Source organism: Arthrobacter sp. TMS2-4 (assembly GCF_054511075.1).
Map to the genome: position 1 here is coordinate 1 of NZ_JBTNDI010000003.1, position 16,771 is coordinate 16,771.

22 protein-coding genes are annotated in these 16,771 nt (G+C 66.4%); 9 read left to right on the plus strand and 13 right to left on the minus strand.

Annotated elements, in window-relative coordinates; all coding sequences use genetic code 11:
• Together ACX80F_RS05480 and ACX80F_RS05485 are read left to right on the plus strand one after the other, a co-directional pair.
• The coding region (locus tag ACX80F_RS05480) for a transposase (RefSeq protein ID WP_459335385.1) at positions 1-451 on the plus strand (451 nt) is incomplete at its 5' end.
• Positions 452-721: 270 nt separating this feature from the next.
• Positions 722-1,057, plus strand: coding sequence for a histone-like nucleoid-structuring protein Lsr2 (locus ACX80F_RS05485; RefSeq protein WP_459335386.1), 336 nt, complete (start codon positions 722-724; stop codon positions 1,055-1,057).
• 111 nt (positions 1,058-1,168) lie between these two features.
• Here ACX80F_RS05485 and ACX80F_RS05490 read toward each other — a convergent pair whose 3' ends face one another.
• Positions 1,169-1,657 (minus strand): hypothetical protein, encoded by a 489-nt coding sequence (locus tag ACX80F_RS05490; protein WP_459335387.1) that lies wholly within the window; start codon positions 1,655-1,657, stop codon positions 1,169-1,171.
• Positions 1,658-1,812: 155 nt separating this feature from the next.
• Here ACX80F_RS05490 and ACX80F_RS05495 point away from each other — a divergent pair, with 155 nt between their 5' ends.
• Positions 1,813-2,907, plus strand: a complete 1,095-nt coding sequence (locus ACX80F_RS05495) for a WD40/YVTN/BNR-like repeat-containing protein (RefSeq protein WP_459335388.1) — start codon at positions 1,813-1,815, stop codon at positions 2,905-2,907.
• Between the two features lie 5 nt (positions 2,908-2,912).
• Positions 2,913-3,227, plus strand: coding sequence for a MoaD/ThiS family protein (locus tag ACX80F_RS05500; protein WP_459335389.1), 315 nt, complete (start codon positions 2,913-2,915; stop codon positions 3,225-3,227).
• 45 nt (positions 3,228-3,272) lie between these two features.
• On the opposite strand, the gene ACX80F_RS05505 is transcribed toward ACX80F_RS05500, so the two are convergent.
• The 4 genes from ACX80F_RS05505 to ACX80F_RS05520 all read right to left on the minus strand — a co-directional run bounded on the left by ACX80F_RS05505 (position 3,273) and on the right by ACX80F_RS05520 (position 6,142).
• Positions 3,273-3,527: a CDGSH iron-sulfur domain-containing protein gene (locus tag ACX80F_RS05505; protein ID WP_459335390.1), complete on the minus strand. Its 255-nt coding sequence runs from the start codon at positions 3,525-3,527 to the stop codon at positions 3,273-3,275.
• A complete protein-coding gene (locus ACX80F_RS05510) occupies positions 3,527-4,558 on the minus strand; it encodes an iron-containing redox enzyme family protein (RefSeq protein ID WP_459335391.1) in 1,032 nt (343 codons plus the stop codon). Before ACX80F_RS05510 ends, ACX80F_RS05505 begins: the two co-directional genes overlap by 1 nt.
• 206 nt (positions 4,559-4,764) lie before the next feature.
• Positions 4,765-5,226 (minus strand): DUF4383 domain-containing protein, encoded by a 462-nt coding sequence (locus ACX80F_RS05515; RefSeq protein ID WP_459335392.1) that lies wholly within the window; start codon positions 5,224-5,226, stop codon positions 4,765-4,767.
• A 34-nt stretch (positions 5,227-5,260) separates the two neighbouring features.
• A complete protein-coding gene (locus ACX80F_RS05520) occupies positions 5,261-6,142 on the minus strand; it encodes a manganese catalase (RefSeq protein WP_459335393.1) in 882 nt (293 codons plus the stop codon).
• Between the two features lie 278 nt (positions 6,143-6,420).
• Here ACX80F_RS05520 and ACX80F_RS05525 point away from each other — a divergent pair, with 278 nt between their 5' ends.
• From ACX80F_RS05525 to ACX80F_RS05535, 3 genes are read left to right on the plus strand one after another with little or no spacing between them, the layout of a single operon-like run.
• On the plus strand, positions 6,421-7,284 hold the full coding sequence (locus ACX80F_RS05525; RefSeq protein ID WP_459335394.1) for a hypothetical protein: 864 nt from the start codon (positions 6,421-6,423) through the stop codon (positions 7,282-7,284).
• On the plus strand, positions 7,284-7,736 hold the full coding sequence (locus tag ACX80F_RS05530; protein ID WP_459335395.1) for a phage holin family protein: 453 nt from the start codon (positions 7,284-7,286) through the stop codon (positions 7,734-7,736). Before ACX80F_RS05525 ends, ACX80F_RS05530 begins: the two co-directional genes overlap by 1 nt.
• The gene (locus ACX80F_RS05535) at positions 7,733-8,461 is read left to right on the plus strand and encodes a DUF3618 domain-containing protein (RefSeq protein ID WP_459335396.1); all 729 of its coding nucleotides are present in this window, start codon (positions 7,733-7,735) and stop codon (positions 8,459-8,461) included. The genes ACX80F_RS05530 and ACX80F_RS05535 overlap by 4 nt, the downstream gene beginning before the upstream one ends.
• Before the next feature lie 108 nt (positions 8,462-8,569).
• Here ACX80F_RS05535 and ACX80F_RS05540 read toward each other — a convergent pair whose 3' ends face one another.
• Positions 8,570-9,163 (minus strand): cysteine hydrolase family protein, encoded by a 594-nt coding sequence (locus tag ACX80F_RS05540; protein ID WP_459335397.1) that lies wholly within the window; start codon positions 9,161-9,163, stop codon positions 8,570-8,572.
• The gene (locus ACX80F_RS05545; RefSeq protein ID WP_459335398.1) at positions 9,150-9,530 is read right to left on the minus strand and encodes a hypothetical protein; all 381 of its coding nucleotides are present in this window, start codon (positions 9,528-9,530) and stop codon (positions 9,150-9,152) included. Before ACX80F_RS05545 ends, ACX80F_RS05540 begins: the two co-directional genes overlap by 14 nt.
• 429 nt (positions 9,531-9,959) lie before the next feature.
• Here ACX80F_RS05545 and ACX80F_RS05550 point away from each other — a divergent pair, with 429 nt between their 5' ends.
• On the plus strand, positions 9,960-10,817 hold the full coding sequence (locus tag ACX80F_RS05550; RefSeq protein ID WP_459335399.1) for a DUF2382 domain-containing protein: 858 nt from the start codon (positions 9,960-9,962) through the stop codon (positions 10,815-10,817).
• A 247-nt stretch (positions 10,818-11,064) separates the two neighbouring features.
• A complete protein-coding gene (locus tag ACX80F_RS05555; protein WP_459335400.1) occupies positions 11,065-11,451 on the plus strand; it encodes a MarR family winged helix-turn-helix transcriptional regulator in 387 nt (128 codons plus the stop codon).
• Here ACX80F_RS05555 and dnaB read toward each other — a convergent pair.
• From dnaB to ACX80F_RS05585, 6 genes are all read right to left on the minus strand, one after another.
• Positions 11,448-12,824 (minus strand): replicative DNA helicase, encoded by a 1,377-nt coding sequence (gene dnaB, locus ACX80F_RS05560; protein ID WP_459335401.1) that lies wholly within the window; start codon positions 12,822-12,824, stop codon positions 11,448-11,450. The two genes, ACX80F_RS05555 and dnaB, sit on opposite strands and share 4 nt — an antisense overlap.
• 705 nt (positions 12,825-13,529) lie before the next feature.
• On the minus strand, positions 13,530-13,979 hold the full coding sequence (rplI, locus tag ACX80F_RS05565) for a 50S ribosomal protein L9 (RefSeq protein ID WP_104122022.1): 450 nt from the start codon (positions 13,977-13,979) through the stop codon (positions 13,530-13,532).
• 14 nt (positions 13,980-13,993) lie between these two features.
• Positions 13,994-14,233 (minus strand): 30S ribosomal protein S18, encoded by a 240-nt coding sequence (gene rpsR, locus ACX80F_RS05570; RefSeq protein WP_005273147.1) that lies wholly within the window; start codon positions 14,231-14,233, stop codon positions 13,994-13,996.
• A gap of 117 nt (positions 14,234-14,350) precedes the next feature.
• Positions 14,351-14,938, minus strand: a complete 588-nt coding sequence (locus ACX80F_RS05575) for a single-stranded DNA-binding protein (protein ID WP_459335402.1) — start codon at positions 14,936-14,938, stop codon at positions 14,351-14,353.
• Positions 14,939-14,998: 60 nt separating this feature from the next.
• Positions 14,999-15,304 (minus strand): 30S ribosomal protein S6, encoded by a 306-nt coding sequence (gene rpsF, locus ACX80F_RS05580; RefSeq protein WP_043442549.1) that lies wholly within the window; start codon positions 15,302-15,304, stop codon positions 14,999-15,001.
• Positions 15,305-15,471: 167 nt separating this feature from the next.
• Positions 15,472-16,755, minus strand: coding sequence for a M18 family aminopeptidase (locus ACX80F_RS05585; RefSeq protein WP_459335403.1), 1,284 nt, complete (start codon positions 16,753-16,755; stop codon positions 15,472-15,474).
• Positions 16,756-16,771: the final 16 nt, after the last annotated feature.

Sequence of the window (16,771 nt, forward strand, 5' to 3'; positions counted from 1 at the left end):
GACACCGAAGAGCATGTGGCCGGCCGTGAAAGCGATGCTGCATTCTGTTTACGACCAGCCTGATGCGGGGTCCGTGCACGCTCAGTTCGATCGGCTGCTGGACTACGTCGAAGGGAAACTTCCCGATGCTCACGAACACCTCGACGCCGCCCGCGCGGACATCCTTGCCTTCACCGGCTTCCCCGAAGGGCTCTGGCAGCAGGTCTGGTCGAACAACCCCAACGAACGCCTCAACCGCGAGATCCGCCGTCGCACCGACAGTGTCGGGATCTTCCCCAACCGCGACGCAATCATCCGCCTCGTGGGAGCCGTGTTGGCCGAGCAGACCGATGAATGGGCCGAAGGACGCCGCTACCTCGGCCTCGACATTCTCGCCAAGTCCCGCCTCACACTTCTTACCGACACCGGGACGGAGGAGCCCACCGACACCACACTCGAACTCAGCGCCTAACAAAGAAAAGGATCACCGACCGCTACACCACCACCAGGGACTTGACCGCGCGTGCCGCACGACGCGGTGGTCCGAGCGTTCGAGGCCGACGGTGCCGCGGCCACCTGACACACCCCGCGAATAGCACACCGACACCCGTGTGCCGAAATCGGCTTTTACGCATTCCCCACTGAATAGGGAATTCCGAGATTTCTTCCGCCCGCACCCCCTCCCGGGATATAGTCGAAACAATGGGGCTGACTATATTGACTTCGAACGACGTAGGAGAAAATGATGGCCCAGCGGGTACAGGTGCAATTGGTCGACGACCTGAGCGGTGAAGAAGCACAGGAGACTGTCCGATTCGCCCTCGATGGCACCGATTACGAGATCGACCTCACATCACAGAATGCAGAATCCTTGCGTTCTGCTTTGTCGACCTATGTGGACAAGGGTCGTAAGGCGTCCGGCAAGCAACAGTCCGGCAGCCAGAAATCTGCGTCCTCCCGCTCGAAGCGCGAGGACACGCAGCAGATTCGCAGGTGGGCACAGGAGAACGGGTTCAATCCCAGCTCACGCGGGCGGATCACGCAATCGATCATCGACGCCTACAACGAGAGCCGCTGAGGCAATCCCCCACCCCGGGTGATGCCCGAAGGCAGGCCCGGGGTGCGCACGTCGCGGCGAATCGTCATCAGTGTTTGTCCCCGTCCTTCCCGGACCCGGGAAACGCCGCGACTATGGCGACGGCCGCGTCACGGACGACAGGCCTCGGGCCCAGGCTTCCGCATCGGAGGCGTTCTCGAAATAGTGCGTCTCCGACCGCGCGTGTGCCAGGAAAGCGGCAATGACCTGATCCACCGGACCGGTGCCGACAAAGGCGATCCGTGAGGTCAGCGACCCTTCGACAATGACCATCCGGGCGGCCGGCGAGATCCCGCGCAGGCCCTGCAGGTGCACCACCATCGGCAGGACGTAGCCGTCGGACAGGCCACGAATTCCCTCGTAGGCCGCCAGGACGTCGGCGAGGGTCAGGCGCGAGCCCGGCGCCCACCACAGACCGAGCAGCCCGGCGGACCTTTCGACGCAGTGTTTGCCGGCGCAGTGCCGACGCGCGCGAGGTGCATGGCCGGGTCCGGGACACAGCCGCGACGGCGCGGGGTTCCCGAGGTCGATCTGACGCAACGGTGCCTCCAGGGTGTGATATCCGCTCCCCAGCGACCGCACGATCCAACTCTGGCACAGGGCTACGATCGGTCCTTTCGTCTGCGGAAAAAAGGGGTAGCCGGCCCTGTACAAAACGAGTGGCCGATGGCATGGTCCCAAGTGACACGCATCACACGCGCGGTCGTTCCGGCCGCTCTCATGCACCGGGGGAAGCCATGCCAGCACCAGGAACGACACTTCTCGCCATCGGCACGAAAAAAGGCCTGTGGCTCGCGTCGAGCACCGATCGGCAGCAGTGGACACTGTCCGGACCGATGTTCCTGATGGAGGAGATCCCGAGCGTCGCGATCGACACCCGCGAGGGCCGTACCCGCCTCTTCGCCGGCCGGATGTCGTGGCATTTCGGCCCCTGCATCGCCCATTCCGACGATCTCGGGGAGACCTGGGCGGAACCCGTCGAGGGCGGCATCCGGTTCGGGGAGGATGACGGCACCGCCCTCGAGCGGGTCTGGCAGATCCAGCCGGACGCGGAGACCCGTCCCGGTGTGGTGTGGGCCGGCTGTCAGCCGATCTCGGTCTGGAAATCCACCGACCACGGGGAGACGTTCACTCTCAATCGCGGCCTGTGGGACCACCCTCATCGCAGCGACTGGGGTGCCGGCTTCGGCGGCGCGGCAGCCCACACCGTCCTGCCGAGCCCCGCCGACGGTACGCTCCACGTCGCGATGAGCACGGGTGGCGTCTACCGGTCCGACGACGGCGGGGCGTCCTGGGAACCCCGCAACAAGGGCATCAGTGCGTACTTCCTGCCGGATCCCGACCCGGAGTTCGGCCAATGCGTGCACAAGGTGGCGCGCGACGCCGTCGACCCCGACCGCCTGTTCGCCCAGAACCACCACGGCGTCTATACGAGCACCGACCGCGGCGACTCCTGGCAGTCCATCGCGGAGGGACTGCCGGCCGACTTCGGCTTCGTCATGCTCACGCACCCGCACCGCAGCGGCACGGCGTGGGTCATCCCCCTCAAGGCCGACGGAGAGCGCATCCCGCCCGACGGGCGACTGCAAGTGCATCGGACGGACGACGGCGGGACCACCTGGGAGGCCGGCGGCGCCGGACTACCGGAAGCGGAGTACAACGCGGTGCTGCGCGATGCCGCCTGCGTGGACACCGCGGAGGTGGCCGGTGTCTACTTCGGGACGCGCGGAGGATCCGTCTACGCGAGCGCGGACGAGGGGCGCACCTTCCAGGAAGTGGCGAGCCACCTGCCCGACGTGCTCTCCGTGCGCGCCGCCGTCCTGCCCGGCTGACCGTCGTGGTTCCCATTCCCGCGACGCCCCCCATGCCGTCGGTCATCGTCCTCGTTCCCACGCTCCTGCGCCAGTACGTGGACGGGCGCAGCACGGTCAGCCTGAGCGTGACCGAAGGAGGCGACGTGGCATCGCTGCTCGACCGGTTGGGCGAGGGTCGCCCCCTGCTCGACCAGCGGATCCGCGAGGAGACCGGCGCGCTGAGGCGATATGTGAACATCTACGTCGACGGCGAGGACGTGCGCCGGATGAACGGCCTCGCCACGGCGGTTCCGGCCGGCGCGACCGTCATGATCATGCAGTCCGTGGCCGGAGGCTAGCGGTTCCGGCCGGCCTCGCAGCGCCACGCCCGGCATGCACGCGCGTCAGGGCTCGGAGCGGAAACCCGTCAGCTTGTGGGAGCCGTCGCAGTAGGGCTTGAGCACCGACGCACCGCACCGGCAGAGGGCTACGGTGCGCCGGGTGCGGGGCAGTTCCGCCCCGTCCGCGCCGAGGAGCGTGAAGTCACCGCGGACGAGCAGCGGTCCGTTGGGGCACGCGACGACGGATACGGGCGCTGCGGATCCGGAGTTCAGCGGGGGGTCGGCGCGTGCGTCGTCGGCGGCCCGGTCCGCATCCATCAGGCCATCACCTGCGCGGCCCGCAGTGAGGATCGTTCCGACTCCCACGCGTCCATGATGTGCACCGCCATGAGGGTGTCGATCGCCAGACCGGCGGCAGCACCGAACAGGACGTCCTCGAGCAGGCGCGGGTCCGACTCCACCAGGCCGCCGGCCATGTCCCGTCCGGCGATCTGCTCGTGGACGGCGTCGGCCTCGACGTGCTCGTCGAAGTACTCCGTGACGTCGGGGCCGTACCCGTGACGTGTGAAGCCGCGGGAGTACAGGCGGTTGGGCTGGGAGGAGGTCATCTCGTAGGCGGCGAGGTGCCCGACGATCGCGCCCCGCAGCCGCCGGTGGAGGCCGAAGAGTGACATCAGGTTGTTGACGGCCAGCGTGATGGCCGGCACGGCGTCGAGGTAGCCCCCGTAGGTGTCGTCCAGGCCGACTCCGCGCATGGTCCGGGCGAAGAGCGCGGAGTGCATGCGCGCCAGCAACCCGTTACCGTATTCGTCGGCCTGAATCTCCACCAGTGCTGCCTTCGAGCGGCCGGACAGGCGAGGGATCGCGAACGTGTGCGGATCTGCTTCCCTCAGCTGACTGATCGACTTGTGCACGAGGAACTCCCGCAACTGGTCCTGCGTGGCCGACTTGGCCGCGAAGCGGGACATGCTGGGCCCGCCGGCCTCCCCGGTCAGCCGGAACAACTCCGCGCAGACCGCTTCGCTCGTGGGCTCGGGAAGGACTCCGACGACGGTCTCGTCGCGGACCCTCCGCTCGAAGGCAGTTTCGAGGCGGTGTCGGACCCGCAGGAGGCCCGGATCCCATTCCCAGTCGTCGCCCGCCCCGTCGATCCCGCTGTAGTGCAGTTCGTACAGGCAGAAGAGGGAGAGCTGCAGGTCGTCGTCCTGCAGGATGTCCGGCGTTCGGGAGATCACCTCCGCGGCGAGGGCGTCGAGCCGGGAGAGGGCATCCTGCCCGGATTGCACAGTGCCTGCGATCACGGACAGGACGAGGGCGCTGAGTTCTCCGCGCGGGGAGGGCTGCTGCATCAAGGGCCTCTTCTGTAGGCGGACCCGCCACGGTGGGCTGGAACGGGTAATACTCAGCATACTTCGCGTCCGCGGTGGTGCACGGTGGCGGCCCCTGCCGACACACGACGACGCCGACCCGGCCGGCGCCCGGGGGCCACCCGCCGATCCGACGTCGTCGTTTCCTGTCTTCAGAGCACTATGCCCTTCCGGGCGGAAGAACGCGCTCAGACGCGCTTCGTGCCCGCCCGGGTGTCGCGGCTGAGGATCAGTGCGAGCGCGATCATGCCGATCGCGAGCACGAAGTGCAGCCAGTTGTCGGCGCTGTTGACCGGGACGAAGTTCGCTGCCGACTGCTGGTCGATGATCAGCCCGTAGATCCACAGGATCGCGTAGACCACGCCGCCGCCCAGCAGGTAGGTGCGGGCGCCCGAGACGGTCTTCGCCATCGCGAGGCCGGCGATCCCGAAGAGCAGGTGGACGATGTTGTGGAGGATCGACACCTGGAAGATGCCGAGCAGCAGGGCCTCCGACTGGTGTCCGGCGAACTGCATCGTGTCGTAGCGAGTGGTAACCCCAGGGATGAACCCCAGGATGCCGACCAGCAGGAAGACGACGCCCACCGCCTGGGCGGCGCGCTGCAGCGTGGTACGACCGTGGTCGACCGTACGGTTGTTCGTGTTCGTCATGGGAATACCCTCTCTTTCGGTAGGCCGCGAACGCCTATTCGCGGTTCAGCTTGTCCTGCACGGTGCCCGCCATCTTCTCGACGGAGTTCGGGATCTCGGTGGTTCCGTAGAACCGCGCGTCGGGGTGGGTGGCCGGCGGCATGGGAGCTCTCGTGGTGGGGCCGTCGTGGTAGGTGAACTGGCCCTTTCCGTCCGGCGTGGGACCGGAGGCCCAACTGCCCGTCGATGCCGCCTCGCCGTCGGAGAAATTGAGGTACTGGTACGCGACGCTCCGCTCCTCCTTCTTGAGGGGGAAGTTGCTCGGTACGGGGAGCTCCTCCATCTTCGACTCCTGCAGTTCCCTGGCGGCAGCCAGCCACTGGTTCTGGTGCATGGTGTCGCGGGCGAGGAGGAAGGAGAGCATGTCGCGGATCCCGTGGTCATCGGTCATGTGGTACAGACGCGCCACCTGGAGCCGGCCCTGCATCTCGGCGTTCGCGTTGGCCGTGAAGTCCGCGAGGAGATTGCCGCTGGCCGTGACATAGCTGCCCTGCCAGGGGTTGCCCATGCTGTCCACCGGCCGCGCCCCGGCGCCGGCGACGATGGCGTGCTGCATGTCCGTGCCACCGAGGACGGCGGCGACGGCCGGGTCGGACTGCACGGCGTCCTCGGTGATCCCGAGCGGCGCCTTCTCGAGGAGCTGGGCGATCATTGTCGCGAGCATCTCGACGTGGCCGAACTCCTCGGCGCCGATTCCGAAGAGCAGGTCCCGGTACTTGCCGGGGATGTGCGCGTTCCAGGCCTGGAAGCTGTACTGCAGGGCCACGGTGATCTCGCCGTACTGACCCCCGAGGACCTCCTGGAGCTTGCGGGCATAGACGGCGTCGGGCTTGTCGGGCGTCGCTTTGTACTGGAGCTCTTGCTTGTGGAAGAACACTGGGCTTTCCTCTCCGCGTGGAACCCTCCGGGTGGATCCGCTCCTTCTGGAAGCGGCCGCTGGAGGTCCTCTCGTGTCGACGCTAGCGGCGCGCCTGCTCGTTCCGTAAGATGCTAAGTCTACTTGTGTTTCTCGTGAGTTTCTGTAGAAAGAGCTTGCGGGATTGATGCTAAGCATGCTTAGCTTCAGGGAGAAGTCCAGCACGAACTGCCGGACTGTCGCATCGAGAACACGATGGAGCATCCGCTTTAACGGCAATATCAACGTTAGGAACAACCATGACTACGCAGAATTGGCCGCAGGATCCCCTGGTTCCCTCCACGACGGGTCCCGAGTCGTCCACCGCGGACCTCGGCACCCACGAGCTCGGCACCTCGGAGTTCTCCGGCGGCACCGACTCCAGCGACTCCAAGAAGTCAGCAGCGAAGGACCAGGCCAAGAAGGTCGGGCAGGACGGCAAGGACGCGGCGAAAAACGTCGCCGGTACCGCCGCCTCCGACGCCAAGGATGTCGCCGGCACCGCCGCTTCCGAGGCGAAGAGCGTCGCAGCCGAGGCCGGCTCGCAGGCGAAGAACCTTCTGGGCACCGTGACGTCCGAGGTCAAGAGCCAGGCCGGGAGCCAGCAGCAGAAGATCACCGAGGGAATTCGCGGCGTCTCGGACGAACTGCGATCCATGGCCGACAAGTCGGACAACAAGTTCGTTTCGGGCATCGTCGAGCAGGCATCGCAGCGCACGGGTTCGGCAGCAAGCTGGCTCGAGAACCGCGACGCCTCCGACATCCTCGAGGACGTCAAGGCATTTGCCCGCCGCAAGCCGGGGACCTTCCTCGCCATCGCGGCAGGCACCGGCCTCGTCGCCGGTCGCCTGACCCGCGGAGCCAAGGGCAACAACAGTTCGGCCGACACTTCCGGCCGCGGTCAGGACCTTCCCTCCGGCAGGACCTCGACGGGCACGTACACGCAGGTCGGCTCGGATGCCTACAGCGGCACCCCCGCCTCGACGGGCTTCGGGGAGACGACCGGTGGACAGCACGTCGCCGGATCCAACCCGGCCTTCGTCGACCCGACGGATGACTACCCGACCATCCCACCGGGAACTCCTCCCGTGGGCACCCTTCCGAAAGACGGGGGCCTGCGCTGATGAGTGAGGCATACACCGGTGGCGCCCACCAGGCCGCCGCACCCCTTCCGACGGAGGCAGAGCAGCGCTCCGCGAACTCGTCGGTCGGAGAACTCCTCGGGGAGGTGACGAAGGACCTCTCCAAGCTGATGCGTCAGGAAGTGGCCCTGGCCAAGGCCGAGGCCACCGAGTCGGCAAAGAACGCCGGCAAGGGCGCGGGTATGTTCGCCGGCGCAGCCGTCGGCGGCCACTTCGTCCTCCTGTTCCTCTCGATCGCCCTCATGTGGGGTCTCGGAGCGCTCATGCCTCTCGGCTGGGCCGCCGTGATCGTCGCTGTTCTCTGGGGCATCATCGCCGCAGTGCTGGCAGCAATGGGCAAGAAGGAAATGAAGCAGGTCAAGGGTCTCCCCCAGACAGCGGAGACCGTCAAAGAAATTCCGCCGACACTGAAACCAGGTGAGCACACACGATGAGCCAGACGCCAGATGAAATCCGCGCAGATATCGAACGCACCCGCCAGGAACTGGGAACCGACGTCGACGCCATCGCCGACAAGGTCAACCCGGCGAACATTGCGCAGCGCCAGACCGACAAGGTCAAGCACAGCTTCAGCAACGTGAAGGAGACCGTCATGGGCAAGGCCGAAGACGTCAAGGATTCCGTGCTCGGAAAGGCCGAGGATGTGACCGATTCGGTGAAGGAGAAGGCCGGTCACGCCAAGGACAAGACCGGCAGCGGCTTCGACAGCGGACTCGGCAGTGCACACTCAGCCGCTGGATCCGCTCGTGACAAGCTGCAGCATGCGGGCCAGACCGTCCAGGGGGCACCCAGCCAGATCTCGAACAAGGCCGCGGGGAATCCGCTTGCCGCCGGTCTGATCGCCTTCGGCGTGGGTCTCCTCGCGGGATCGCTGATCCCCGCCACCCAGAAGGAGCAGCAGGCCGCCGCTCAGCTCAAGGAGCAGGTTGCACCCCTGAAGGAAAAGGTCACCGAGGCCGCCAAGCAGGTAGCCGAGGAAGTCCGCGAGCCTGCTCAGGAAGCCGTGCAGTCCCTGAAGGAATCGGCAGCCGATTCCGTGCAGACCGTCAAGGCTGAGGGCCAGGACGCCGTCAAGGATGTCAAGGGCGAGGGCCAGAAGGCCGCCGGTGATGTCAAGAACAGTGCCCAGGGCGCCAAGCAGAACGTTCAGCAGCGCTAATCGTATCGGGTGCAGCTGACGGTGGCCATCGGATCTCCTATCCGGTGGCCACCGCCGTCGTTCCACCCTGCACCAGGCGGTGGCCGACCTCCACTCGGACCTGCAGCATCAGGCGAACAGCGCCTCGGCCTCCACCCGGCCGAGGACGGGCTGCCGATACCCCACGGAGATGATCTCCAGCATGGCGTCGGCGTACTCCTCGTTGGTGCTGCCGATCGCGGCGCGAGCGTACGTCACGTGGAAGTCGTGGGCAAAGGCGTCGGCTCCTGTCTGCGCAATGCAACTGTGCGTCGACACCCCTGCGAGGACGAGCCGGTCCACGCCTTCGTCGTGGAGGCGAGCGGCAAGATCGGTGCCGAAGAAGGCACTGTCGCGCGTCTTCGTCACGACGTCCAGTTCCCCTGCGTGGAGGCCCGCGACGAACTCCGCCTGATGGCTGCCCCGGAAGATGAAGCCCTGGCCGTCCTCGAGCATGGACCGGGTCCAGGTGGATCCGTCCCGCAGGTGCTCGGTACGGATCAGGAACACGGGAGCGTGGCTGCTCCCTGCGGCATCGATCAGTCCGTTGCAGGCACCTACGAGACGCTCCTGCTGCCCTGCGAGGGCCTTGTCCTCGAAGAAGGCGTTCTGCATGTCGATGATCAGCAGCGCGACCCTGCCCCCGTCACCGGTGGCACCGGCATCCACCTCAGATCGCAGCATCCGACTCCCCGACCGCGTCCGCGGTCAGGTCTATGAAGGTTCGTCCCTCATGGCGGTCCAGGCCGTGCCCCAGGGACGGGTCGAGACTGATCAGCGAGGCCTCCTGGACCTCGACGGGCGGGGGCGGCAATTCCACGCCGCCAAGGACATCGGGTCCCGCAGCGGGAGCTTCAGCGAGTCGTCGCACCTCGACTTCGGTGAGGTTGGCCGCCAGTCCTATCTCACCGTGCGTGAGGCCCGTGGCAAGTGCCTCACGGATCGCCTCGCCGCAGGCGATCACCAATCGGTCGCGCTCGAACTCGGCGTTCTCGAGGTCCGCGGCAGCGATCATGACCTCATGGATGTATGGGGGACGCGGTGCTGGCATGAGTACCCTTTCACGGGGTCTCGTCGAATCGGCCGGCCGCAGGGCGATGGGTGCTCAGGATCTCGCTGTGCCATCCAGGGCTCGGGAGTGCCCGACCGGCGCCCGAAGCTGACGACTGCAGCGGATTCTTCGCATCGCCCGCGCGCGGGTCGAGTCGAGAAGTGTTAGGCCGGTGGCTGGACCCTCGTCCATCATACGGAAGCCGCCGCCGCCGTGGAAGCTGCCACCCGCCGCGGCCATCCGGGAGAACAGCGCCCTGTACCGGCGGATTCGACGGGAACGCTAAGCCTGCTTCCCATTTGGTACTAAGTATGCTTACTCTAGAGGCCGGTGGTCTCGGAGGCTCTTGCCTCCGGTGGAACCTCCCGGTGGAACGCACAGCCGAGAAATCCATACCCTCACAGTGAGATTACTCAGAAGGAGAAGGAAATGATTACTCAGGAAAACATCGACACCATGCTCGGCAACGGCGGCAACGTGCTCGGTTCGGATGGCGAGAAGATCGGCTCGATCGGCCAGGTCTACCTCGACGACCAGACCGGCGAGCCCAGCTGGGTCACGGCGAAGACGGGCCTGTTCGGCACCTCCGAGTCCTTCATCCCGCTCCAGGGCGCAGACGTCGAGGGACATGACGTCCGGGTTCCCTACAGCAAGCACCAGGTGAAGGATGCCCCGCGCATCGAGTCCGACGGCAATCTCAGCCCGGAGGAAGAGGACCGCCTCTACCGCCACTACGAGATCGGCGGCGGCACCAGCGACTACACCGACACGACCCGCACCACGACGGGCACTGCAGGCACCAACGACCGTGACGTCGACCTCGACACCACCGGTCGCCACACAGGCGTCGATGACACCGACCGCGGAACCGTGGGCCACGACACCTCCGGCCCCACCACGGACGATGCGATGACGCGCTCCGAGGAGCAGCTGCGCGTCGGGACCGAGCGTCGTGAGGCCGGCCGTGCCCGCATGCGCAAGTACGTCGTCACCGAGAACGTGACGAAGACTGTCCCCGTCAGCCACGAGGAAGTCCGCGTGGAGCGCGAGCCCATCACGGAAGCCAACCGCGGCGACGCACTCAGCGGCCCGGCCATCAGCGAGGAAGAGCACGAAGTGACTCTCCACGCCGAGCGCCCGGTCGTCGACAAGGAAGCGGTTCCCGTCGAGCGCGTGCGCCTCGACAAGGAGACCGTCACCAGCAACGAGACCGTCAGCGAAGAGGTCCGCAAGGAGCGGATCGAAGTCGACGGCGAAGAAGGCACCCGCCGGGGCAACAACCTCTAGCATGTGCTGAGCCAGGAGGGCCCGGGGCATCGCCCCGGGTCCTCCTGCCGTTCGGCCCACCGCGTCGGACCGTCCGGAGATGAACGGACGAAACTTGCCCGGTGTGCAGCAATTATAATAAGCCTGCTGTCTATTTCGGGTATTGTTATCTACAGTAAGTAGCAGGAACGGGCGGATTCGCCGCTGACGAGCGAGGGAAGGACACCCAATCGTGCCGGAATTGAACGACTGGTCGACCAGTCGGCTGTTGACGACAGCAGCCCGCATCGTCGAGCACTCCTGGAACGAGAAGCTTCTGGGAATCGGCATCACCCACGCCGGACTCACCACGCTGGGAGTCCTGGAGCGGGAAGGCACCCTCACCGGTGTGCGGCTCGCCCAGCTTGTCCACGTCCAGGCGCAGACCGTGGGGCGGACGCTCGACCGTCTTGAGAAGCGCGGCCTCGTCACCCGGCTGCGCAACTCGGCAGACCGTCGCAGTCAGCGCATCACGATCACGTCGGCCGGATTGAAGGCGCTGGAGCGGGCGAAGAACATCGAGAACGAATTGATGGCCGAGGACGGCCTCGCGTCCGAGGACCTGCGTAATCGCCTGAAGACAGTCATCACCGAGCTCGGTCCCAAGAAGGACTAATAGCCTCCACCGTCCGCGGCCATGTTGTTGAAGCGCGAATAGTGGCCCTGGAATCCGACGACGAGAGTCTTGGTAGGACCGTTACGGTGTTTGGCGACGATGACGTCAGCCTCACCCGCCCGCGCCGACTCCTTGTCGTAGACGTCGTCCCGATGCAGCAGAATGACCATATCGGCGTCCTGCTCGATCGATCCGGACTCACGCAGATCCGAGACCTGCGGGCGTTTGTCGGTCCGTTGCTCCGATCCGCGGTTGAGCTGCGACAGGGCGACCACGGGTACGTTGAGTTCCTTCGCCAGCAACTTCAGGGCTCGTGAGAACTCCGAGACCTCCTGCTGACGTGATTCCACCCGCTTGCCGGAGGACATGAGCTGCAGGTAATCCAGCACCACGAGCTTGAGGTCGTGTCGCTGCTTGAGCCGCCTGCACTTGGCCCGGATCTCCATCAGTGACATGTTCGGGCTGTCGTCGATGAACAGCGGGGCATCATTCATGCGCCCCATCGTCGTCGCGATCTTTCCCCACTGCTCGTCCTTGATCGTGCCCTTGCGGAGGTCCTGCAGCCCGATGGTGGCCTCGGCGGAGAGGAGGCGCATCGCGATCTCGTTGCGGCCCATCTCCAGGGAGAAGAAGACCGTGGTCATGTTGTGCTTGATCGCCGCCGAACGGGCCCAGTCCAGGGCGAACGTCGACTTGCCCATGGCGGGCCGGGCCGCGACGACGATCATCTGGCCGCCGTGGAGGCCCTGCGTGAGTTCGTCCAGTTCGTAGAAACCGGTGGGCACGCCCGTCATGCCCTCGCCCTTGTGCCCGGCGGACTCGATCTCGTCGACCGTACCCTCGATGATGTCCTTGAGCGCCACGTAGTCTTCCGCGGTGCGGCGTTCCGCGACCGCGTACACCTCGGCCTGCGCGGCATTCACGAGGTCGTCCACCTCGCCGTCGTTGGAGTACCCGAGCTGCACGATCCTGGTGCCGGCGTCGACCAGTCGGCGCAGGACCGCACGTTCCCGGACGATCTCGGCATAGAACCCGGCGTTGGCGGCGGTCGGCACGGACTGGATCAGCGTGTGGAGGTAGGCCGGGCCGCCGATACGGGAGATCTCGCCGCGCTTGGTGAGCTCGTCGGAGACCGTGACGGCGTCGGCGGGCTCGCCTCGCCCGTAGAGGTCGATGATCGCCTCGTAAATGCTCTCGTGGGCGGGCCGGTAGAAGTCCAGACCGCGGAGGACCTCGACACAGTCCGCGATCGCATCCTTGGACAGCATCATGCCGCCGAGCACGGACTGCTCCGCCACGAGGTCCTGGGGCGGGGTACGCGAGAATTCGGGGCTCCGGGTGTCCGATGATGAGTCTGCATGTGCCAGGGACACTGAAGGGCCTTTCTCCTACTGTCGAAGCGGTTGCGCCGGGGCGTCGACCGGACACCCGGGGCGGGGTCCGACAGGAACAGGCCTATCACCCGACACCCTCACTTTCGGGAATCTGTCGCAACGCTAGCCCCCTCCCGGGACGCCGCAAAGCGCTGCATCAACAGGGGCTGTGGGTAAGTGTGAATAAGCTGTGGATTGCACGGCGTGTCTTGTGCACAGGATGGGGACAACCCTGTGGACAAGAAAATAGTTCACGAGAGAAAGCGCCTCTGACCTGCGGAAACGTTATCCCCGGCCTGTGGACCGACATTACTTGTGAGACCTCGGTCATCCACAGGACCGCTGTTGACAAGTCCGCCCCGGACGCTGCGGAACCCGGGGTAGGTCCGTATATGCCGGTGCTGCCACCCTTGCCGAGTGCGGGATCCGCGCCGATCCGCGCCGGACGACGGCATATACCGTGCGGTGCACTTCGGGGGTGTCCCAGATCGACCTAACGGAGTCGCCGGCAGGCATGGATCGGGAGTCCCATGGAAGACATACCGAGGAGTGGATGGCCGGATCAGGCGCCTTAAACGGCAAGGAGCCCCCGCTGTGACGCGGAGGCTCCTAGAGGGATCCGGTGGTGCTGGTGCTACCCAGCGCTACCTAGCGCTACCTAGCCTGCCCCGAACTCGCTTCGCTCGTCCGGGGACCCCTGGCTACCTAGCTGGCGACGACGTCCAGGTCGATCACTGCAGCGACGTCCTCGTGCAGACGGACGTTGGCCTGGTACGAGCCGACCGACTTGATGTGGGCCGGGAGTTCGACCTTGCGCTTGTCGATCGTGCCGAGGCCTGCGGCCTCGACGGCCTTCGCGACGTCGTCGGCCTTGACCGTACCGAACAGGCGGCCGGAGCCGCCCGCCTTGACGGTCAGGGTGACGGGCTTCGCCGACAGTGCGGCGGCCTGGCGCTGGGCGTCCTCGAGCGATGCGTGCTCGCGGGCGGAACGGGCGGCCTTGATCGACTCGACCTGCTTCTCGCCGCCCTTGCTCCACATCAGGGCGAAACCGCGGGGCAGAAGGTAGTTACGTGCGTAACCGTTCTTCACCTCGACGACGTCGCCTGCGGCACCGAGGCCGGTGACTTCCTGGGTCAGAATGAGCTTCGACATAGTGTGTCCCTTTCCTAGCCGCGGCCGGCGCCGGAGTACGGCAGGAGGGCGACTTCGCGGGCGTTCTTGATGGCCTGAGCGATCTTGCGCTGCTCCTGGACGGTCACACCGGTGACGCGACGGGCACGGATCTTTCCGCGATCGGAAATGAACTTACGCAGCAGGGCTACGTCCTTGTAGTCGATGACGGTGACGTCAGCGGCCTTCAGGGGGTTGGACTTTGGTTTGGGCTTACGGAGTTCAGCCTTAGCCATCGTGGTGCTCCTTTGTATCGTGGAGCCCGCAGAACGATTCTGCGGGATGGGACGTGCCAGTCGCCTGTCGGCGACTGCGGCAGGAGTTCCGGGAACGGAATCGCTGCCTGGAGGGTGCTAGAAGGGAGGCTCGGAGTCGGGGCCGTTGCCCCAACCCTGCGAGTTTCCACCCGCGGGCGCTCCCGAAGGGGCACCCCAGGGATCATCGGCGGGCTGCTGGGCCTGCTGGCCCCCACCCCAGCCGGAGCCGGAGTTCGAACCGCCGGAGTTGCCCCCGGAGTTTCCACCGAAGCCGCCACCGGAGTTGCCCCCGAAGCCGCCGCTGTTCCCGCCGCCGGAGCGCTGGGTACGGGTGACCTTCGCGGATGCATAGCGCAGGGATGGACCGATCTCGTCCACCTCCAGCTCCATGACGGTGCGCTTCTCGCCCTCTTTGGTGTCGTACGAACGTGACTTGAGTCGGCCCTGGGCAACCACGCGGGTCCCCTTGGTCAGGGTCTCGGCAACGTTCTCCGCAGCCTCACGCCACACCGATGCCCGGAGGAACAGCGTTTCGCCGTCCTTCCAGTCGTTGGTCTGCCGGTCGAACGTGCGAGGAGTGGACGCGATGGTGAAGTTGGCAACCGCCGATCCCGACGGTGTGAACCGCAGCTCGGGGTCGTTCGTGAGGTTGCCGACCACCGTGATGACTGTTTCGCCTGCCATGGTGCCTCCTTGAGTTCCTTCCCGCCGGAGCGGGGTGGATGGATGACGGATCTACCGAGATTACTCGGCCGAAACCTTCTGCTCCTCGGGGCGGATGATCTTGGTGCGCATGATCGTCTCGTTGAGGCTCAGCTGGCGGTCGAGCTCGGAAGCCACAGCCGGGGTCGCGGTGAAGTTGACGACGGCGTAGATGCCCTCGGTCTTCTTCTGGATCTCGTAGGCAAGGCGCCGGCGTCCCCAGATATCCACCTTGTCCACGGTGCCGCCGCCGTTGCGGACGACATTCAGGAACTTCTCGAGTGTTGGGTCGATGGAGCGTTCCTCGACGTCGGGGTCGATGATTACCATCAATTCATATGCACGCATGTGTGAACCCACCTCCTCTGGGCTGAGCGGTCGCGGTCTTTCCGCAACAGGAGGTTCTTTTGCGTTGGTCCGGCCGCCGTCCCCGGTACTGACCGGTGACTGGCTCTGGCACAGACGTCCCAATCCTACCGGACGGACCGGCCGGGACGAACTCGTGGGGAAGTCCCCTACTGCCCGCCCCGGAAGAACGCGGCAGCGGCCTGCGCGAGGAACCCGGGATCGTCGACACCGCAGAGTTCACGCGCCGAGTGCATGGACAGCAGTGGTACGCCGACGTCGACCGTCCGGATCCCGAGCCGGGTGGCGGTGAGCGGCCCGATCGTGGAGCCGCACGGCATCACGTTGTTGGACACGAACTCCTGGTACGGCACGCCCGCCGCCCGGCAGAGCGCCGCCCAATAGGCGGCGCCGGGGGCATCCGTGGTGTACCGCTGGTTGGCGTTGATCTTCAGCAGCGGACCACCGTTGAGGATCGGCTGATTCGCGGGGTCGTGCCGCTCAGCGTAGTTGGGATGGACGGCGTGACCGGCGTCGGCGGAGACGCAGAACGACACCGCGAGGGCCCGCAACCGCTCCTCGGTCCCCGCGCCGAGTCCCAGCGAGATCCGCAGCAGCATGTCCTCGAGGAAGGGGCCACTCGCCCCGGACCGCGAGCCACTGCCCACCTCCTCGTGATCGAACGCCGCGAGGACCGCGATCGGCCCGTGCGCGGGCCCTTCGGACGACGCCCCGATGATCGCCGCGAGCCCTGCATGCACGGAGGAGAGGTTGTCGAGCCGCCCGGCCGCGAAGAACTCGCCCTGCGCGCCGAAGACCCGGGGGTCCTGCGTATCGGCGACGACGACGTCGAACCCGCCGATCCGGTGCGGGTCGACGCCCGCACCTGCCGCGAGGAGTCCGAGGAGATCGGCACCCGCCGGCTCGCCGAGGCCCCAGACCGGGTTCATGTGGCGCTGCTTGTCGAGGGCCAGCCCGTCGTTGACGGAGCGGTCGAGGTGGATCGCGAGCTGGGGGAAGCGCAGGATCGGCCCGGTGGACACGAGGTGCTCGGTGCCGTCGTGCAGAGTGAGCCGGCCGGCGAGCGCGAGCTCGCGGTCCAGCCAGGAGTTCAGGAGGGGCCCGCCGTACACTTCGACGCCGGCCTGGAGCCAGCCGTGCTTCCCGGTGGTGGGTCGTGGCTTGAGCTTGAAGGTGGGCGAATCGGTGTGGGCGCCGAGGATGTGGAATCCGGTCGTCGGCCCCGCCTCCGACGGCACGGTCCAGGCGATCAGGGCGCCGTCGCGGAGAACGAAGAAACTGCCCGGGCCACCCTCCCACGCGTCCTGTTCCGCCAACCGGCGGAAGCCCGCGGCCGAGAGCCGCCGGCCGGCCTCCGCCACGGCGTGGAAGCTCGACGGCGACGCCGAGACATAGGCTCCGAGGTCCTGGATGTGCGCGGGTGCTGGGCTCATCCCCCGATTCAACCAG